We start from the raw sequence: 17,536 nt of genomic DNA on the forward strand, positions 1-17,536 counted from the left end.
TACGACGCCTGCGGCCACCCCGTCCGACCCCTCGAACGCGCAGGTCGTAGGACCAGCGCCCGATCCCGGTCCGGCCAAAACTAGGTGGGCGTTGTCAGTGGCGATCCGTAGTCTCACCAGTGATGCCCACGACACGTGCAACCACCAGGGACCGATCGGCCGTACGAACCCTGCTGCGCCTGTGGCCCTATGTGCGGCCCGTGCGGGCGCGGCTGATGACCGCCGCGTCCGTCGCGGTCCTCGCCTCGTGCGTGGGCCTGGTGATCCCGCTCGTCCTGAAGTGGATGGTGGACGGGCCGGTGGCCGACCGGGACCCGGCGGGCGTCTGGCTGGGGGCGCTGTACCTGCTGCTCCTCGGCATCACGGAGGCGCTGCTGTTCGGGCTGCGGCGATGGCTGGTGGCGCGGCCGCTGTCGGGGGTCGAGGCGGGGATGCGGGCGGATCTGTACCGGCATCTGCAGCGGCTGCCGGTCGCCTTCCACGACCGCTGGGCGTCGGGCCAGCTGCTCTCGCGCGGGACGACGGACCTGATGCTGCTGCGCCAGTTCCTCGCCTTCCCGTTGACGTTCCTGCTGGTCAACGCCGTGACCATCCTCATCGGCGTGATCATCATGCTGGCGCAGGACTGGACGCTGGGGCTGGTGATCCTCGGTCCGGCCCTTCCCGTGATCGTCACCTGTGTGGTCTTCGAGAAGCGGTACGCGCATGTGGCGCGGCGCGCGCAGGACCAGGTCGGCGACCTGACGACGGTCGTCGAGGAGAGCGTGCTCGGCATCCGGATCATCAAGGGGTTCGGGCGGCATCGCAGTCAGGCGCTGGTGTTCCGGGAGCTGTCGCGGAAGCTGCGGGGGACGGAGCTGCACAAGGCCCGCCTCCTGGCCACCATCTGGGGTGTCATCGTGACGCTGCCTGAGGTGGCGATCGGGGCGGCGCTGGTGCTGGGGACGGTACAGGTTGCCTCCGGCGGTCTGTCGGCGGGAACACTGGTCGCGTTTCTCTCGACGGCTCTGGCGTTGCGGTGGCCGGTGGACTCCATCGGGTTCCTGCTGGCGATGAGCCAGGAGGCGGCGACGGCGACGGAGCGGTACTTCGAGGTCATGGACGAGGATCCCGAGGACCAGGGAATCGTCGAGAAATCCTCAACCGGGTCCGGGGAAAGCGGCCTTCGGTTCGACGGTGTCCGGTTCCGGTACCCCGACGCCCCCGCCGACTCGGCCCCCGTCCTCGACCGCATAGACCTCCACATCCGCCCCGGCGAGTCCATGGCCCTCGTAGGCGCCACAGGCAGCGGAAAGACGACCCTGACCGCACTCGTCCCCCGCCTCCACGAGGTCACCGCCGGTCGCATCACACTCGACGGCGAGGACATCACCGCCATGTCCCGTGAGGAGCTGCGCTCCAGGGTTGCCGTCGCGTTCGAAGAGCCCACCCTGTTCTCGGCGAGCGTCGGCGAGAACGTCCTCATGGGCGCCGATGCCGACGCCGGGGACGCCGAGTTGAACCACGCGCTGTCCGTCGCGCAGGCCGAGTTCGCGCACGCGCTGCCGCAGGGGACCGGCACCCAGGTCGGCGAGCAGGGGCTCAGTCTCTCCGGCGGGCAGCGGCAGAGACTCGCCCTCGCGCGGGCCGTCGTGGGAAGACCCAGGTTCCTCGTGCTGGACGACCCGCTGTCGGCGCTGGACGTGCACACCGAGGCCGCCGTCGAGGCCGCGCTGCGGGAGGTGCTCGCGGAGACCACGGCGCTGATCGTGGCGCACCGCCCCTCCACCGTGCTGCTCGCCGACCGGGTCGCCCTGCTCTCCGGCGGCCGTATCACCGCCGTCGGCACCCATCACGAACTGCTGCGCACGAACGCCGAGTACGCCCATCTCATGTCCGGCACCGGGGAAGTGGAGGACGACGACCGATGACGGCTCCCACCACCTCCGTCACCACGCCCGACGACGAGCCCGACCTCCCCCGCCCCAGGGACACCGGCGACCCCTTCGACCGGGACGTGCTGCCCACTCCCCCGGGCGCGACGGCCACGCTCCTGCGCTCGCTGCTCACTCCGCTGAAGGCCCGCGTCGCCTTCACCACCCTTCTCCTGCTGCTCCAGCAGGCGGCCGTGCAGGCGGGCCCGCTGCTGGTGGCGTACGCGATCGACAACGCCGTACCGGCGCTGAAGCGTGACGACCACGGGCCGCTGATCGCGGTGGCCGTCGCCTATGGGCTGTGCGCGCTGGTCTCCGGCGGGCTGCAGTCGGCGTTCATCATGGCCTCCGCGCGCGTCAGCCAGGACGTGCTCCTCGATCTGCGCGGCCGGATCTTCCGGCACGCGCAGGCGCTGAGCATCGACTTCCACGAGCGCTACACGAGCGGTCGCCTGATCTCCCGGTCCACCACGGACGTCGAGTCGCTGCGGGAGCTGCTGAACGAGGGCCTGCAGGAGCTGGTGACGGTCGTCCTGTCCTTCGTCTACATCTCGGCGATGCTGCTGTGGCTGGACCTGGGGCTCGGGGCGGTCGCGGTGGTGTCCTTCGTCCCCCTCTATCTGCTGGTACGGCTCTACCAGCGGCGCGCGGGCCGGGTGTACCGCGTCCGCTCCAGCGCGATCGCGGCCGTGATCGTGAAGTTCGTCGAGACGATGAACGGCATCCGCCCGGTGCGCGCGTTCCGGCGCGAGGCGGCCAACGACGGCGACTTCGGTGTTCTCAACAAGCGCCACGAGCGGACGAACGGCGACGCGCTGCTGGAGATGGCCCGCTATGTGATCGGCTCCCGGCTGGTCGCCAACACGGCCGTGGCGCTGATCGTGCTGTGGGGCGCCTACCGAGTGGCGGGCGGCTCCCTGGAGTTGGGCGTCCTGGCCGCCGCGGTCCTCTACCTCCGCCGTCTCTACGACCCCATCGACCGGCTCGGCATGTTCCTGAACGCCTACCAGTCGGCGGCGGCCTCCCTGGAGAAGATCGCCGGCCTGCTCGCCCAGACCCCGTCGGTGCCCCCGCCCTCAACTCCCCTCTCCCTCCCCGCGCTTCAGAGCGAGCACCCGGGCCGCGAGGTCGTCTTCGACGCCGTCCGCTTCGGCTACCGCACCGGCGGCGAGGTCCTGCCCCGCTTCGACCTCACGCTGCCCGCCGGACAGACGGTCGCCGTCGTCGGCTCCACGGGCGCCGGCAAGTCGACCCTCGCGAAACTCCTCGCCCGCTTCTACGACCCCTCCGACGGACGGGTCCTGCTGGACGGCGTCGACCTGCGCGACCTGACCGTGCCCGAGCTGCGGCGCGGGGTGGTGATGGTGACGCAGGAGGCGTTCCTGTTCTCCGGCACGGTCGCCGAGAACATCGCCATCGGGTGGCCGGACGCCACCCGGGAGGAGATCGAGCGGGCCGCGAAGGCGATCGGCGCGCACGAGTTCATCAGCGCGCTGCCCGACGGCTACGACACGGACGTACGCAAGCGCGGCGGCCGTATCTCCGCGGGCCAGCGTCAACTCGTCGCGTTCGCACGGGCGTTGCTCGCCGACCCGGCGGTCCTCATCCTCGACGAGGCGACCAGCTCGCTCGACATCCCCGGCGAACGGGCCGTGCAGCGCGCCATGTTGACGGTCCTGCGCGGCCGCACGGCCGTGGTGATCGCCCACCGCCTGTCGACCGTCGAGATCGCGGACCGGGTGCTGGTCATGGAGCACGGGCGGATCGTCGAGGACGGGACGCCGGCCGAACTCATCGCCGGAACGGGGCGGTTCGCGGATCTCCACCGGGCGTGGCGGGACAGTCTGGCGTGAGACCGGCCCGCCGCACGGGTCAGCAGGGCACCGGGATGCCGTTGCCGATCTCGGTGGGCGGGGGAGGCGGTCTCGCTGGAGAGGTCGGCGCGAATTAATTCAGTGGGCAACCGTCCTCACCCTCGGTAACCTCCTAATCCGCCGGAAGGCCAGGCTCCGCGTGAACCGGGATCGGGGGAGCATGATCGACGCGTACGAGGATCCGGGCACGCCCGACTGTCGCGGCGGCTGGCACTACCTGTGGTGGCTGGTCCGGAGTCAGCTCGGCAGATGCGTCGCCGGGGCGGTGCTCGGCAGTGTGTGGATGGTGCTGATGGCGGCGGCGCCGTATCTGATGTCCCGGGCGATCGACGACGGGCTGGTGCCGGGGCGCTTGGGTGCGCTGGCCTGGTGGACCGTGGCGTTGTTCCTGGTCGGCGCGTTCAACTCGTGGCTGAGCATCATGCGGCACCGCACGATGACCCGGGTACGGATGGACGCCAACTTCCGCACGGTCAAGGTGGTCGTCGGACACGCCGTCCGACTGGGCGCCGCGCTGCCTCGCCGGGTAGGGGCCGGGGAGGTGGTCACGATCGGCGTGGGTGACGTGCAGACGATCGCCCAGGCCCTGACCGTCGTCGGCCCGGGCGCCGGAGCGGTGGTGGTGTACGCGGTCGTGGCCGGCCTGCTCCTGTCCATCTCGGCACCGCTCGCCGCCGTGGTCCTGCTGGGAGTCCCCCTCATCGCCCTGTGCGCGGGGCCGTTGACCGTACGGCTGCAGGCCGCCGAGTCCGAGTACCGCCAGCGCCAGGGCATACTGACCGCCCGCATCGGCGACCTCGCGGGCGGCCTGCGTGTACTCAACGGCCTGGGTGGCAAAGGCCTGTTCGCGGACGCCTTCCGCCGCGACTCGCAACACCTGCGGGTCCAGGGCTACCGGGTCGGCGCGGTGGCCAGCTGGATGCAGGCGTTCGGCGTCGGCCTGCCGACCCTGTTCCTGGCCGTGGTGACCTGGCTGGCGGCCCGCCTGGCCGCCCAAGGGGACATCAGCGTGGGCGAGTTGGTCGCGGTGTACGGCTATGTCGCGGTCCTGGTGGGCCCGGTGGCGTTCTTCGTCCAGATGACCTACGACCTCAACCGGGGCGTGGTGGCCGCACGAAGAGTCGTACGCCTGCTGACCCTGCAGCCCGAACCGGACAACGGCACCCGCCCGGCCCCCGCAGAACCATCGGTCCTGCACGACCCCGAGTCGGGCGTACGAGTCCTGCCGGGCCGCCTGACAGCCCTGGTCGGCGCCCGTCCGGAGGATGCCGCCACGGTGATCGACCGCCTGGGACGGTATACCCCGTCGGCGGCCACCTGGGGCGATGTACGGCTGACCGAAATCCCCTTGGCCGAGGTGAGGTCCCGCATCCTGGTCGCCGACAACGAGGCCGACCTCTTCGCAGGCGCCCTGCGCGAGGTAGTGGGCGGCCGGCTGACGCCCCTCAGGGGCGCGGGGCTGTATCAATGTGCGGCTCCGCCGCGGGGCGCGACCAGCCACAAGGCACCCGCGGACGCCACACAACAGCCCGGGGCAACCCCTGAGGCGCACCTGCTCCACAGCCTGCACGCAGCCGTCGCAGACGACATCGTCCAAGGCCTCCCCGACGGCCTGAACTCGCAACTGACCGCCCAGGCCCGCAACCTCTCCGGCGGCCAACGCCAACGCATCCGCCTGGCAAGAGCCCTCGCAGCCGACCCGGAAGTACTCCTCGCCACCGAACCGACCTCCGCCCTGGACGCCCACACGGAAGCCCTGGTCGCCCAGCGACTCCGCACCGCCCGCGAAGGCCGCACCACCCTGGTGACCACGACCTCCCCCCTGATGCTGGACCGCGTCGACACCGTGCAGTACCTGGTCGACGGCAAACTCGCGGCCACCGGCACCCACCGACAACTGCTCGCGGAAGACCCCGGCTACCGCGCCCTCGTGGCGAGGGACGTGGACGAGGAGGCCGTACGGTGACCTCCCCCACCGCCCACCTCCCCGTCGCCGAACCCGCCGCCGTACGCCGCGCCATGCTCCGCCTGATGCGCGCCGACCGAAGGGCCTTCGGCGCCGCCCTCGCCCTCAACTCGCTGGCCGCCGCGGCCGGTCTCGCCGGCCCCTGGCTGCTCGGAAAGATCATCGACGAGGTCCGGGCCGGACACGGTGTCGGCGCCGTCGACCGCCTCGCGCTCGGCATCGTCGTCTGCTCGCTGGCCGAGCTCCTGCTGGCCCGCTGGGCCCGCTACGTCGGCCACCGCTTCGGCGAGCGCACTCTGGCCCGGGTCCGCGAGGAGTACGTCGACCGGGCGCTCGCGCTGCCGGCGTCGGTGGTGGAGCGGGCCGGCGCCGGCGACCTCACCGCGCGCGGCACCGCGGACGTGAGCACGGTCGGCAGCACCCTGCGGGACGTCGGGCCCGATCTGCTCGTCAACACCGTGCAGGCGCTGTTCGTCATGGGCGCCGTGTTCGCGCTGGACCCGCTGCTCGGTCTCTTCGGCGTGCTCGGACTGACCCCGATCTGGTTCGCCCTGCGCTGGTACCTGCGCCGGGCGAGGGACGGCTATCTGGCCGAGGGAGCGGCCACTTCGGAGGTCGCCGAGATCCTCGCCGCGACCGCGTCCGGGGCGCGCACGGTGGAGGCGTTCCGGCTCCAGGAGCGGCGGATCGCGGCGAGCCGGGACACGCTGGAGACCTCCCGGCGGACCCGGCTGTACACCCTGTTCCTGCGCACGGTGTTCTTCCCGGCGGTCGAGGTGTCGTACACCGTCCCGGTGGCCGGAGTGCTGCTGGTGGGCGGCGTGCTGCACGCGCGCGGGGCGGTTGGCCTGGGTGCGGTGGTGGCGGCCGCGCTGTATCTGCGCCAGTTCATCGAGCCGCTGGACCAGATCCTGATGCGGGTCGAGCAACTGCAGAGCAGCAACGCCTCGTTCGCCCGGGTGGAGGGGCTGGCCGCGGCCCCGCGGACCGCACCGGACGCCGACTCCCCCGTCCCCGACGGCGACCGCATCGACGTCACCACCGTCCGCTACGCCTACGACCGCGGCGGCGAGGTCCTGCACGGCGTCGACCTGACCGTACGGCCCGGCGAGCGGCTGGCCGTCGTGGGCCCTTCCGGCGCCGGCAAGACCACCCTCAGCCGACTGCTCGCCGGCGTCGACGCCCCCACCGAGGGCACGGTGACCGTCGGCGGCGTCCCGGTCGCCGACCTAGGGCCCGAGCAGCTGCGCCGCCAGGTCGTCCTGGTCACCCAGGAGCACCACGTGTTCCTGGGCACCGTCCGCGAGAACCTTCTCATCGCCGAACCCACCGCCACTGAGGAGGAGTTGTGGACGGCGCTGGGGGCGGTGGGCGCCGACGACTGGGTGCGGGAGCTCCCCGACGGGCTGAACACCCGGCTCGGCGAGGGGGGTTCGCGCACCAACGGCTCCCAGGCGCAGCAACTCGCGCTCGCGCGGGTGGTGTTGGCCGACCCGCACACCCTGATCCTCGACGAGGCCACGGCGCTGCTCGACCCGACCACCGCCCGGCACACCGAGCGCGCCCTGGCCGCCGTACTCGAAGGCCGTACCGTCATCGCCATCGCCCACCGCCTCCACACCGCCCATGACGCGGACCGGGTGGCGGTGATGGAGGACGGCCGGCTCACCGAGCTCGGTACGCACGACGAACTGGTGGCGGCGGAGGGGGCGTACGCGGCGCTGTGGCACACGTGGCACGGTGAGCGGTCGTAGGACCCAGCCGCCGTAGGACCGAACCGCCTTGGAAACGCAGGGCTCGCGTCCGGCCCCGTTCCCGCGTTCCGATGCGCACCACCTCCTCCACCGGCGTCACCCACGCCGTGCCGCCGCCTGTGCCGCGGGCGCCCGCGGCTCCCTGAGGGTCCGCTCACGACCCAACAGCGGTTCCGCATACCGGACATGAGCAACCGGACAACGAACCAATTCCGGCCAAGTTCCTGACGCGCTCCTGACAGGATCGGAATCTCCTGCCACCCTTCCCACAGCTTCAACACAGCAACCCCACAGCTCCACCCCTAAGTTCTGCCCGGACGGTCGACCCACCGTCCGGATCTCCCCTGGCCGCGCGACCCGCGGCCACGCAGAAGGAGTCAGTGTTGAGAAGCAGTTCCTCTCGCAGACGCACCTCCCACACCCTCGCCGTAGTCGGCGTCAGCGCTCTGCTCGCCGCGGCCGTCCAGTCGGGCGCCGCGTCCGCCGCCCCGGCCCAGGCCTCCGCCAAGGGCAACCCCGCCCATGCGGCCGTCAAGCTCTCCCCCTCGCAGCGCGCCGAGCTGATACGCGACGCCGACACGGCCCGCGCCCAGACCGCCAAGGACATAGGCCTGGGCGCGAAGGAGAAGCTGGTCGCGCGGGACGTCGTCAAGGACGCCGACGGGACGCTGCACACCCGTTACGAGCGCACGTACGACGGCCTGCCGGTCCTCGGCGGCGACCTGATCGTCGACAGTGCCAAATCGGGCGCCACCCAGCGCGTCATCAAGGCGACGAACGCGGCCATCAAGGTCGCGTCCCTCACCCCGGACGTCACCAAGGCGTCCGCCGAGCAGCAGGCCGTCAAGCGCGCGAAGGCCCTCGGCGGGACCAAGTCCGCCGCGGACAGCGCCCGCAAGGTGATCTGGGCCGCCTCCGGCAAGCCGGTCCTCGCCTACGAGACCGTGATCGGCGGCTTCCAGGACGACGGCACCCCGAACCAGCTGCACGTCATCACCGACGCGGCGACCGGCAAGAAGCTCTACGAGTACCAGGGCATCGAGAACGCGACCGGCACCGGCAACACCCAGTACAGCGGCACGGTCTCGCTGACGACGACCCAGTCGGGCTCCAACTACAACCTGACCGACGGCGACCGCGGCGGCCACAAGACGTACAACCTCAACCACGGCACGTCCGGCACCGGCACGCTGTTCTCGCAGACCAGCAACACCTGGGGCAACGGCACCACGTCGAACGCGGCCACGGCCGGCGCCGACGCGCACTACGGGGCCGCGGTCACCTGGGACTTCTACAAGAACACCTTCGGCCGCTCCGGCATCAAGAACAACGGCGTCGGCGCCTACTCGCGCGTCCACTACGGCAACTCGTACGTCAACGCCTTCTGGGACGACAGCTGCTTCTGCATGACCTACGGCGACGGCTCCGGCAACGCCGACCCGCTGACCTCCCTCGACGTGGCCGGCCACGAGATGAGCCACGGTGTCACGTCGAACACGGCGGGCCTCAACTACTCCGGTGAGTCGGGCGGGTTGAACGAGGCGACCTCCGACATCTTCGGCACCGGCGTGGAGTTCTACGCCGCCAACTCCTCCGACGTCGGCGACTACCTCATCGGCGAGAAGATCAACATCAACGGCGACGGCACCCCGCTGCGCTACATGGACAAGCCCAGCAAGGACGGCGGCTCCGCCGACTCCTGGTACTCGGGCGTCGGCAACCTCGACGTGCACTACTCCTCGGGCGTCGCCAACCACTTCTTCTACCTGCTCAGCGAGGGCAGCGGCGCCAAGGTCATCAACGGCGTCAGCTACAACTCGCCGACCTCGGACGGGCTTCCGGTCACCGGCATCGGCCGGGACAAGGCGCTGCAGATCTGGTACCGGGCGCTGACCACCAAGTTCACCTCCACCACCAACTACGCCGCCGCCCGCACCGGCACCCTCGCAGCGGCCGGTGAGCTGTACGGGACGACGTCCACCGAGTACAAGGCGGTGCAGGACGCGTGGGCGGCCGTGGCGGTCGGCGCGCGCTCCGGCGGGGGCGGCGGCGGGACCGGGACGTCGTACGAGAACACGACCGCGGTGTCGATTCCGGACAACGGGCCGGCGGTCACCTCGTCCATCACCGTCTCGGGCCGGACCGGGAACGCTCCGAGCAACCTTCAGGTGACGCCGAACATCAGCCACACCTGGCGCGGCGACCTGGTGATCGATCTGGTCGGCCCGTCCGGCGCCTCGTACCGGCTGAAGAACTTCAGCTCCTCCGACTCGGCGGACAACGTGACGGACACCTACACGGTGAACGCCTCCTCCGAATCGGCCAATGGCACCTGGAAGTTGAAGGTTCAGGACCAGGCCGCACAGGACGTCGGCAGCATCAACAGCTGGAAGATCACCTTCCCGTAGGCAGGGGGCCCGAACGGGTCCCGGGCCCGAAATCACGGCGTCGTCCCGGTGGTTCACCTCTCCGGGGCGGCGCCCTCATTTTGCCACCGCCTTACCTACAGATGGTTGGCCATTGACCCCGGTCGGCCCGGTTTACATGCCCGCAATGTTCGCCCGACAGTCGGTTTTCGGCCAACATCACTTCGGGGCGCTGACATGTACGCGCCTTGATGCCACTCTTCCTCACAACCGCCGCACAACTTCACAGCAACCCCGGCCTGCCACCCCACGGCCGTGCCGGACTCCCCCACCACAAGGAGCTTGTGTGACCCCCCTCTACGCGCGTCACAAGCGCTCGACGCTGGCCATCGCGACCGCTGTCGCCGCCGGAACCCTGCTCACCACCGGCCTGACCACCGGTGCGTCCGCAGCCCCCGTCCAGGCGGACTCCCTGGCCGCGGCCCGTACGGCCGGCGCCCCCGCCGCGCTGTCCGCCGCGACCCGCGTCTCCCTCATCAAGAAGGCGGAGGCGAACGTCGCCGAGACGGCGAAGCAGATAGGCCTCGGCGCCAAGGAGAAGCTGGTCGTCAAGGACGTCGTGAAGGACGCCGACGGCACGACCCACACGCGCTACGAGCGCACCTACGCGGGCCTGCCGGTCCTGGGCGGCGACCTGGTCGTCCACACCGCCAAGTCCGGCAAGTCCGAGGGCGTCACCAAGGCGACGAAGGCCACCATCAAGATCGCCTCGCTCAAGGCCGCGGTCACCCCGGCCAAGGCCGAGAAGCAGGCCGTCAGCGCCGCGAAGACGCTGGGCTCCACCAAGTCGGCCGCCGACGGCGCCCGCAAGGTGATCTGGGCGGCGGACGGCAAGCCGGTCCTCGCCTACGAGACCATCGTCGGCGGCCTCCAGGACGACGGCACCCCGAACCAGCTGCACGTCATCACCGACGCGGCGACCGGCAAGAAGCTCTACGAGTACCAGGGCATCGAGAACGCGGGCGCCGCGACCGGCACCGGCAAGACGCTGTACTCGGGCAACGTCACCCTGAACACCTACCTGTCGGGCTCGACGTACCAGCTGTACGACACGACCCGCGGCGGTCACAAGACGTACAACCTGAAGCACACCAGCAGCTCCGGCACCGGCACGCTGTTCACCGACTCGGACAACACCTGGGGCACCGGCGCGGCCTCCAGCTCCAGCACCGACCAGACGGCCGCCGCGGACGCGGCCTACGGCGCGCAGGAGACCTGGGACTTCTACAAGAACACCTTCGGCCGCTCCGGCATCAAGGACAACGGCGTCGCGGCCTACTCCCGGGTCCACTACGGCAGCTCGTACGTCAACGCCTTCTGGGACGACAGCTGCTTCTGCATGACCTACGGCGACGGCGACAGCAACCTCGACCCGCTGACCTCGCTCGACGTGGCCGGCCACGAGATGAGCCACGGCGTCACCGCCAACACGGCGGGACTGGACTACAGCGGCGAGTCCGGCGGCCTGAACGAGGCGACCTCCGACATCTTCGGCACCGGTGTGGAGTTCTACGCCGCCAACTCGTCCGACCCGGGTGACTACCTGATCGGCGAGAAGATCGACATCAACGGCGACGGCACCCCGCTGCGCTACATGGACAAGCCCAGCAAGGACGGCGGCTCGGCGGACTACTGGTCCTCCTCCGTCGGCAACCTGGACGTCCACTACTCGTCCGGCGTCGCGAACCACTTCTTCTACCTCCTCTCGGAGGGCAGCGGTTCGAAGACGATCAACGGCGTGAGCTACAACTCGCCGACGAAGAACGGCTCGACGATCACCGGCATCGGCCGCGCCAAGGCGCTGCAGATCTGGTACAAGGCGCTGACCGAGTACTTCACGTCCTCCACCGACTACTCGGGTGCCCGCGCGGGCACCCTGTCGGCGGCGGCGGACCTGTACGGCTCCAGCAGCACCGAGTACGCGACGGTGAAGGCGGCCTGGACGGGCGTCAACGTCACCAGCTGACCCAGCGGTTGACAGGGCGGTACCCGGGACGAAGGCATCCCCGGGTACCGCCCTACTCTTGTGTCCCATGCCCCCGAGCGACTACACGTACGACGATGTCGGCGCGACCCGGCGCGGCGGGTTCTGCCCGCCGGGTTTCCACCTCCTCCATGTCCGCACGCGCATCGGCGAGGGCGAGAAGGTCTTCCAGAGAGCCTCCGAGGCCGTCATGTCCTGGGAGATGCACCGCGAGCTGGGCGTCGGCATCGACGCGAGCGCGGACCGCGCGGCCCCGGACGTCGACGTCACCGTCACCCTCGCCGGCATGATCAAGGCCCCGTGCCGCGTCATCTACACGGTCGAGGAACCCCGCCGCACCGGCTGGGCCTACGGCACCCTGACCGACCACCCGGAGTGCGGCGAGGAACTGTTCGTCGTGGAGCGCACGGGAGACGGCACGGTGTGGCTGACCGTCTCGGCGTTCAGCCGCCCGGCGAAGTGGTACGCGCGGGCGGGCGGTCCGGCGACCCGGGGGCTGCAGAACGCGTACGCGCGCCGCTGCGGCAAGGTGCTGCAGCGGTTGTGCGCGCCGCTCTCCGAGGGGTGAGCGGGGGTCTGGGGGCGCCGTCCGGGGGCTGCCGCCCCCGGACGGGCTGAGAATGCGTGACCGGCGTCGAGAAGAGCCGCTCACCGCATCAGCACACCCGCCCCCTCCCCGGTCTCCTCACCAGGCACCGTCACCAGCCCCAACTCCGCACCCGACGCCAGCAGTCGATGCGCCGGCAGGATGCGGACCGTGTAGCCGTACGGCCCTGTCCGGTCGAGGGAGAGCGGGCCCTCGTACACCCAGCGTCCGTCCATGTCCGGTCCACCCGCCGGCTTCAGCGGGACCGTCGTCGCGTCCGTGATGCCGTCCTCGGTGTCGACGCGGCCCGAGACGGCCTGGACCTCGACGTCCTCCGGGCGCAGCTCGCCGAGGCCGACGCGTACCCGCAGGGCGAGGGTCGTGCCGAGTTCCGCGGTCGGTGTGGCGGCCGAGGTCTCGACGTGGTCGACCGTGACGCCCGGCCAGGCGGACCGCACCCGCCCCTTCCAGGCGGAGAGTTCGCGCGCGGAGTCGGCGTCCATCGCGCGGTGCGCATGGGCGGCCGGGGTGTAGAGACGCTCCACGTATTCGCGGACCATGCGGCCGGCCAGCACCTTCGGGCCGAGGAGGGTCAGGGTCTGGCGGACCATCTCGATCCAGCGGTCGGGCAGGCCGTGCTGGCCGTGTTCGTAGAAGCGCGGTGCCACGCGCTGTTCCAGCAGGTCGTAGAGCGCCGCGGCCTCTATGTCGTCCCGCCGGTCCGGGTCCGTGCCCGCCCCGTCCGCCGTCGGGATCGCCCAGCCGAAGTCGGGCTGGAACCACTCGTCCCACCAGCCGTCCAGGACGGAGAGGTTGAGGCAGCCGTTCAGCGCCGCCTTCATACCGCTCGTCCCGCACGCCTCCAACGGCCGCAGCGGGTTGTTCAGCCAGATGTCGCAGCCCGGGTACAGCTTCTGCGCCATCGCCATGCCGTAGTCCGGCAGGAACACGATCCGATGCCGCACCCTCGGGTCGTCCGCGAACCGGACCAGCTCCTGGACCAGCCGCTTCCCGCCGTCGTCCGCCGGGTGGGCCTTGCCGGCCACCACGATCTGGATCGGGTGCTCGGGGTGCAGAAGCAGATCCATCAGACGGTCGCGGTCGCGGAGCATCAGCGTCAGGCGTTTGTACGAGGGGACACGGCGCGCGAATCCGATCGTGAGGACGTCGGGGTCGAGCACCCCGTCGATCCACCCCAACTCGGCGGTCCCCGCCCCGCGTTGACGCCAGGAGGCGCGCAGTCGCTCCCGTACCTCGTCGACCAGTTGCTCCCGCAGGTTCCGGCGCAGCTCCCAGATGTCCTGGTCGGGGATGTCGGCGACCGCGTCCCAGCGGTCCGAGCCGCCGACGGTGAGCGCGTCCTCGGTGCGCTGGGCGCCGATCTGCCGGGCGCCGAGGCGGAAGACCTCGGGGGCGACCCAGGTGGGGGCGTGGACGCCGTTGGTGACGGAGGTGATCGGCACCTCCTCGGGGTCGAATCCCGGCCACAGGCCGGAGAACATCTCCCGGCTGACCTGACCGTGCAACAGCGAGACGCCGTTGGCGCGTTGGCCGAGGCGCAGGCCCATCACCGCCATGTTGAAGAGGTTGGGCTCGCCGCCGGGGTAGGTCTCCATGCCCAGGTTCAGAATGCGTTCGACGTCGATGTGCGGGAGTTCGGCCTCGGGTCCGAAGTGGTGGGCGACGAGTTCGCGGTCGAAGCGGTCGATGCCGGCCGGGACGGGGGTGTGGGTGGTGAAGACGGTCCCCGCACGGACCGCCTCCAGGGCCGAGTCGAAGTCCAGCCCGTCGTCGCAGAGTTCGGCGATCCGCTCCAGGCCGAGAAAGCCGGCGTGCCCCTCGTTGGTGTGGAAGACCTCCGGTGCCGGGTGGCCGGTGAGCCGGCAGTAGGTGCGCACCGCCCGCACACCCCCTATACCGAGCAGCATCTCCTGCAACAGGCGGTGTTCGCTGCCGCCGCCGTAGAGCCGGTCGGTCACCCCGCGTTCGCCGAGGTCGTTCTCCTCCACGTCCGAGTCGAGCATCAACAGCGGCACCCGGCCGACCTGGGCGAGCCAGATGCGGGCGTGCAGCTGTCGGCCGCCGGGGAGGGCGAGGGAGAGCTGGGCGGGGGTGCCGTCGGGCTCCTTCAGCTGGGCGACCGGCAGCTCGTTGGGGTCGAGGACCGGGTAGTGCTCCTGTTGCCAGCCGTCGCGGGAGAGGGACTGGCGGAAGTAGCCGTGCCGATACAGGAGGCCCACGCCGATCAGAGGCACACCCAGGTCGCTGGCCGCCTTGAGGTGGTCGCCGGCCAGGATGCCGAGCCCGCCCGAGTACTGCGGCAGGGCGGCCGTGATGCCGAACTCGGGCGAGAAGTAGGCGACGGCGGCGGGAAGCCCGCCCGGCTGGGCCTGGTACCAGCGCTCGCCGGTGACGTAGTCGCTCAGGTCGTCGGCGACCGCCGTCAGCCGACGCAGGAACCGGCGGTCCTCCGCCAGCTCGGCCAGCCGCGCCGGCGACACACTGCCCAGCAGCCGTACGGGATCGCACTCCGAGGCGGCCCAGCGCTCGGGGTCGACGGACTGGAAGAGGTCACGGGTCTCCGCATGCCAGGACCAGCGCAGATTGCGGGCCAGGTCGCTGAGCGGACGGAGGGGTTCGGGGAGAACGGGACGGACGGTGAACCGACGGATCGCCTTCACTTTCCACCTCGACGCGTGTCGCTGTGCGGACGCACGGCGGTGTGCGTCTCGTCGTCAACCTCGACGGTATCGGTGCGGGGGGCTCCGTAACCACGGCGCGTCCAAGAGCGCGGCAGAGTCGTACACAGTCCGGAAACAAACGCAACCTTCACCCGTCCGTCATGGCCGACATGGCCGATTCCGCCCTCGTAGGCCCCCTTGTGGACCTTCTGCACCCCACGAGAGGCTGCGCAGTGAGCCAATGGAGGGGGAAATCGACCATGGCACGGACGCGAACACGGCGTCTGCGCCGGGCAGGGGGCCTCACGGCGGTGACCTGTGCCGCCGCGCTTTCAGCCATGACCCTGCCCGCGCACGCCGTAGCTCAGGGGCGGATACTGGGCGCCGGAGAGCCCGGCTCCGTCAGCGGAAGTTACCTGGTGACACTCAAGGGGGGTACGAAGGCTCCGTCGGCGACCGGAAAGGACATCGCCGAGAGGTACGGGGCGAAAATAAGCCACACCTACGACACCGTCCTGAACGGCTATGCGATCAAGGCCAATGAGAGACAGGCGAAGCTCCTCGCGGCCGACTCGCAGGTCGCCTCGGTCGTCCAGGACACCCGGGTCAGCCTCGACCACACGCGGAAGAACCCGCCGTCCTGGGGCCTGGACCGGATCGACCAGCCGAGCCTGCCGCTGGACAAGAGCTACACCTGGCCCGAGTCCGCGGGTGCCGGTGTGACGGCGTACGTGATCGACACCGGCATCCGGATCACGCACAAGGACTTCGGCGGGCGGGCCGGCTACGGCTGGGACTTCGTCGACAACGACCCCACGGCGAGTGACGGCAACGGACACGGCACCCATGTCGCCGGGACCATCGCCGGGACGACATACGGCGTCGCCAAGAAGGCGAAGGTGGTCGCCGTCAGGGTCCTCGACAACAACGGGTCCGGTACGACGTCCCAGGTCATCGCCGGTATCGACTGGGTGACCAAGCACGCGAGGAAGCCCGCGGTCGCCAACCTCAGCCTGGGCGGCTACCACAACGCCCAGCTGGACGCGGCCGTCCGCAACTCCATCGCGTCCGGTGTCACCTACGCCGTCGCCGCCGGGAACGACGGTCTGCCGGCCGCGCTCTACTCCCCGGCGGACGTCCCGGAGGCCATCACAGTCGGCGCGACCGACAGGACGGACGCACGGGCGAGCTTCTCCAACCTCGGCTCGGCCGTCGACGTGTTCGCCCCCGGAGTGTCGATCACCTCGGCCTCGTACGCGAGCGACACCGGAAAGGCCACCTTCTCCGGTACGTCGATGGCGACCCCGCATGTGACGGGCACGTCCGCGCTCTATCTGGCCGACCATCCGAAGGCGACGCCGGCCCAGGTGTCCAGGGCGATCGTGAAACTGGCGGTGTCCGGGAAGATCTCCGGCCGGGGCCTCGGCTCACCGGACGAACTTCTCCAGGTACCCCCCTCGTAGGAAGGCAGCGGGGAACACGCGTAGGAACACGGTGTGAGACGGCCCCGTTCGTTCAGAACGGGGCCAGTCTTGTGTGTAGACATACGCGTGAGTAGTTAACAAAGTGCCGGAATGCTCACCCGAATAGGGTGGGAAGGCTTCTCCGGTACGTTTCACCATGGACACCACGCAGGACCCCCTCCCCACACGCCATCCGCCCACCCACGTTGACGCGGACAGGAGCGGTCATGCCCGCCACGCACCACTCGTCAGCACCCACGACGCGCAAGCCCGAAACAGCCCCCGTGCGCACCGCCGACGCCGGACCGTCGGCCCCGGAGCCACCCTCCGCGGGCGACACCGCCGGCATCGGGCGCATACCCGTCCTCGACGTCCGCCCGGTCGTCCAGCGCGGCCGCCGGCCCGCCAAGGCCGTCACCGGCGAGTCGTTCGAGATCTCGGCCACCGTCTTCCGTGAGGGCCACGACGCGGTCGCCGCCAACGTGGTCCTGACCGACCCCGAAGGCCGCCCCGGCCCCTGGACACCGCTGCGCGAGCTCGCCCCGGGCACCGACCGCTGGGGCGCCACCGTCACGGCCGGCGACCCCGGCCACTGGACCTTCACCGTGGAGGCCTGGGGCGACCCGGTCACCACCTGGCGCCACCATGCCCAGATCAAGATCCCGGCAGGGATGGACACGGAGCTGGTCCTGGAGGAGGGGGCACGGCTGTACGAGCGGGCGGCCGCCGGGATGCCTCCTGTGCAATGTGACATAGCACTGGCCGCCGTCGCCGCGCTCCGCGACGAAACCCGCCCGGCCGCCGCGCGGCTGGCGGCGGCGTTGACGCCGGAGGTGGACGCGGTGCTGGCCGCGCACCCGCTGCGGGAGTTCGTCACCGCCTCCGAGAC

The 17,536-nt window shown here is 70.7% G+C and carries 10 protein-coding genes; 9 read left to right on the forward strand and 1 reads right to left on the reverse strand.

The window, feature by feature from the left end:
• The first annotated feature begins 122 nt into the window (after positions 1-122).
• The 7 genes from ACWC09_RS34125 to ACWC09_RS34155 all read left to right on the forward strand — a co-directional run bounded on the left by ACWC09_RS34125 (position 123) and on the right by ACWC09_RS34155 (position 12,485).
• The gene (locus tag ACWC09_RS34125; RefSeq protein ID WP_450854802.1) at positions 123-1,910 is read left to right on the forward strand and encodes an ABC transporter ATP-binding protein; all 1,788 of its coding nucleotides are present in this window, start codon (positions 123-125) and stop codon (positions 1,908-1,910) included.
• Positions 1,907-3,766: an ABC transporter ATP-binding protein gene (locus tag ACWC09_RS34130; RefSeq protein WP_450854803.1), complete on the forward strand. Its 1,860-nt coding sequence runs from the start codon at positions 1,907-1,909 to the stop codon at positions 3,764-3,766. The genes ACWC09_RS34125 and ACWC09_RS34130 overlap by 4 nt, the downstream gene beginning before the upstream one ends.
• Positions 3,767-3,947: 181 nt before the next feature.
• Positions 3,948-5,753, forward strand: a complete 1,806-nt coding sequence (locus tag ACWC09_RS34135) for an ABC transporter ATP-binding protein (protein WP_450854804.1) — start codon at positions 3,948-3,950, stop codon at positions 5,751-5,753.
• 53 nt (positions 5,754-5,806) lie between these two features.
• Positions 5,807-7,507, forward strand: a complete 1,701-nt coding sequence (locus tag ACWC09_RS34140; protein ID WP_450854812.1) for an ABC transporter ATP-binding protein — start codon at positions 5,807-5,809, stop codon at positions 7,505-7,507.
• A 383-nt stretch (positions 7,508-7,890) separates the two neighbouring features.
• Positions 7,891-9,915 (forward strand): M4 family metallopeptidase, encoded by a 2,025-nt coding sequence (locus tag ACWC09_RS34145; protein ID WP_450854805.1) that lies wholly within the window; start codon positions 7,891-7,893, stop codon positions 9,913-9,915.
• A 304-nt stretch (positions 9,916-10,219) separates the two neighbouring features.
• A complete protein-coding gene (locus ACWC09_RS34150; protein ID WP_450854806.1) occupies positions 10,220-11,899 on the forward strand; it encodes a M4 family metallopeptidase in 1,680 nt (559 codons plus the stop codon).
• Between the two features lie 67 nt (positions 11,900-11,966).
• The gene (locus ACWC09_RS34155) at positions 11,967-12,485 is read left to right on the forward strand and encodes a DUF1990 domain-containing protein (RefSeq protein WP_450854807.1); all 519 of its coding nucleotides are present in this window, start codon (positions 11,967-11,969) and stop codon (positions 12,483-12,485) included.
• Between the two features lie 80 nt (positions 12,486-12,565).
• Here the strand turns inward: ACWC09_RS34155 and ACWC09_RS34160 are convergent, their stop codons facing one another.
• The gene (locus ACWC09_RS34160) at positions 12,566-15,184 is read right to left on the reverse strand and encodes a glycosyltransferase family 1 protein (protein ID WP_450854808.1); all 2,619 of its coding nucleotides are present in this window, start codon (positions 15,182-15,184) and stop codon (positions 12,566-12,568) included.
• A 260-nt stretch (positions 15,185-15,444) separates the two neighbouring features.
• Here ACWC09_RS34160 and ACWC09_RS34165 point away from each other — a divergent pair, with 260 nt between their 5' ends.
• Both ACWC09_RS34165 and ACWC09_RS34170 read left to right on the forward strand, forming a co-directional pair.
• Positions 15,445-16,647 carry a S8 family peptidase gene (locus tag ACWC09_RS34165; RefSeq protein WP_450854809.1) on the forward strand — a complete coding sequence of 401 codons (1,203 nt, stop codon included), beginning with the start codon at positions 15,445-15,447 and terminating at the stop codon, positions 16,645-16,647.
• Between the two features lie 227 nt (positions 16,648-16,874).
• Positions 16,875-17,536: maltotransferase domain-containing protein (locus ACWC09_RS34170; protein WP_450854810.1), on the forward strand; the 662-nt coding region annotated here is incomplete at its 3' end.

The organism is Streptomyces sp. NPDC001617 (genome assembly GCF_053596855.1).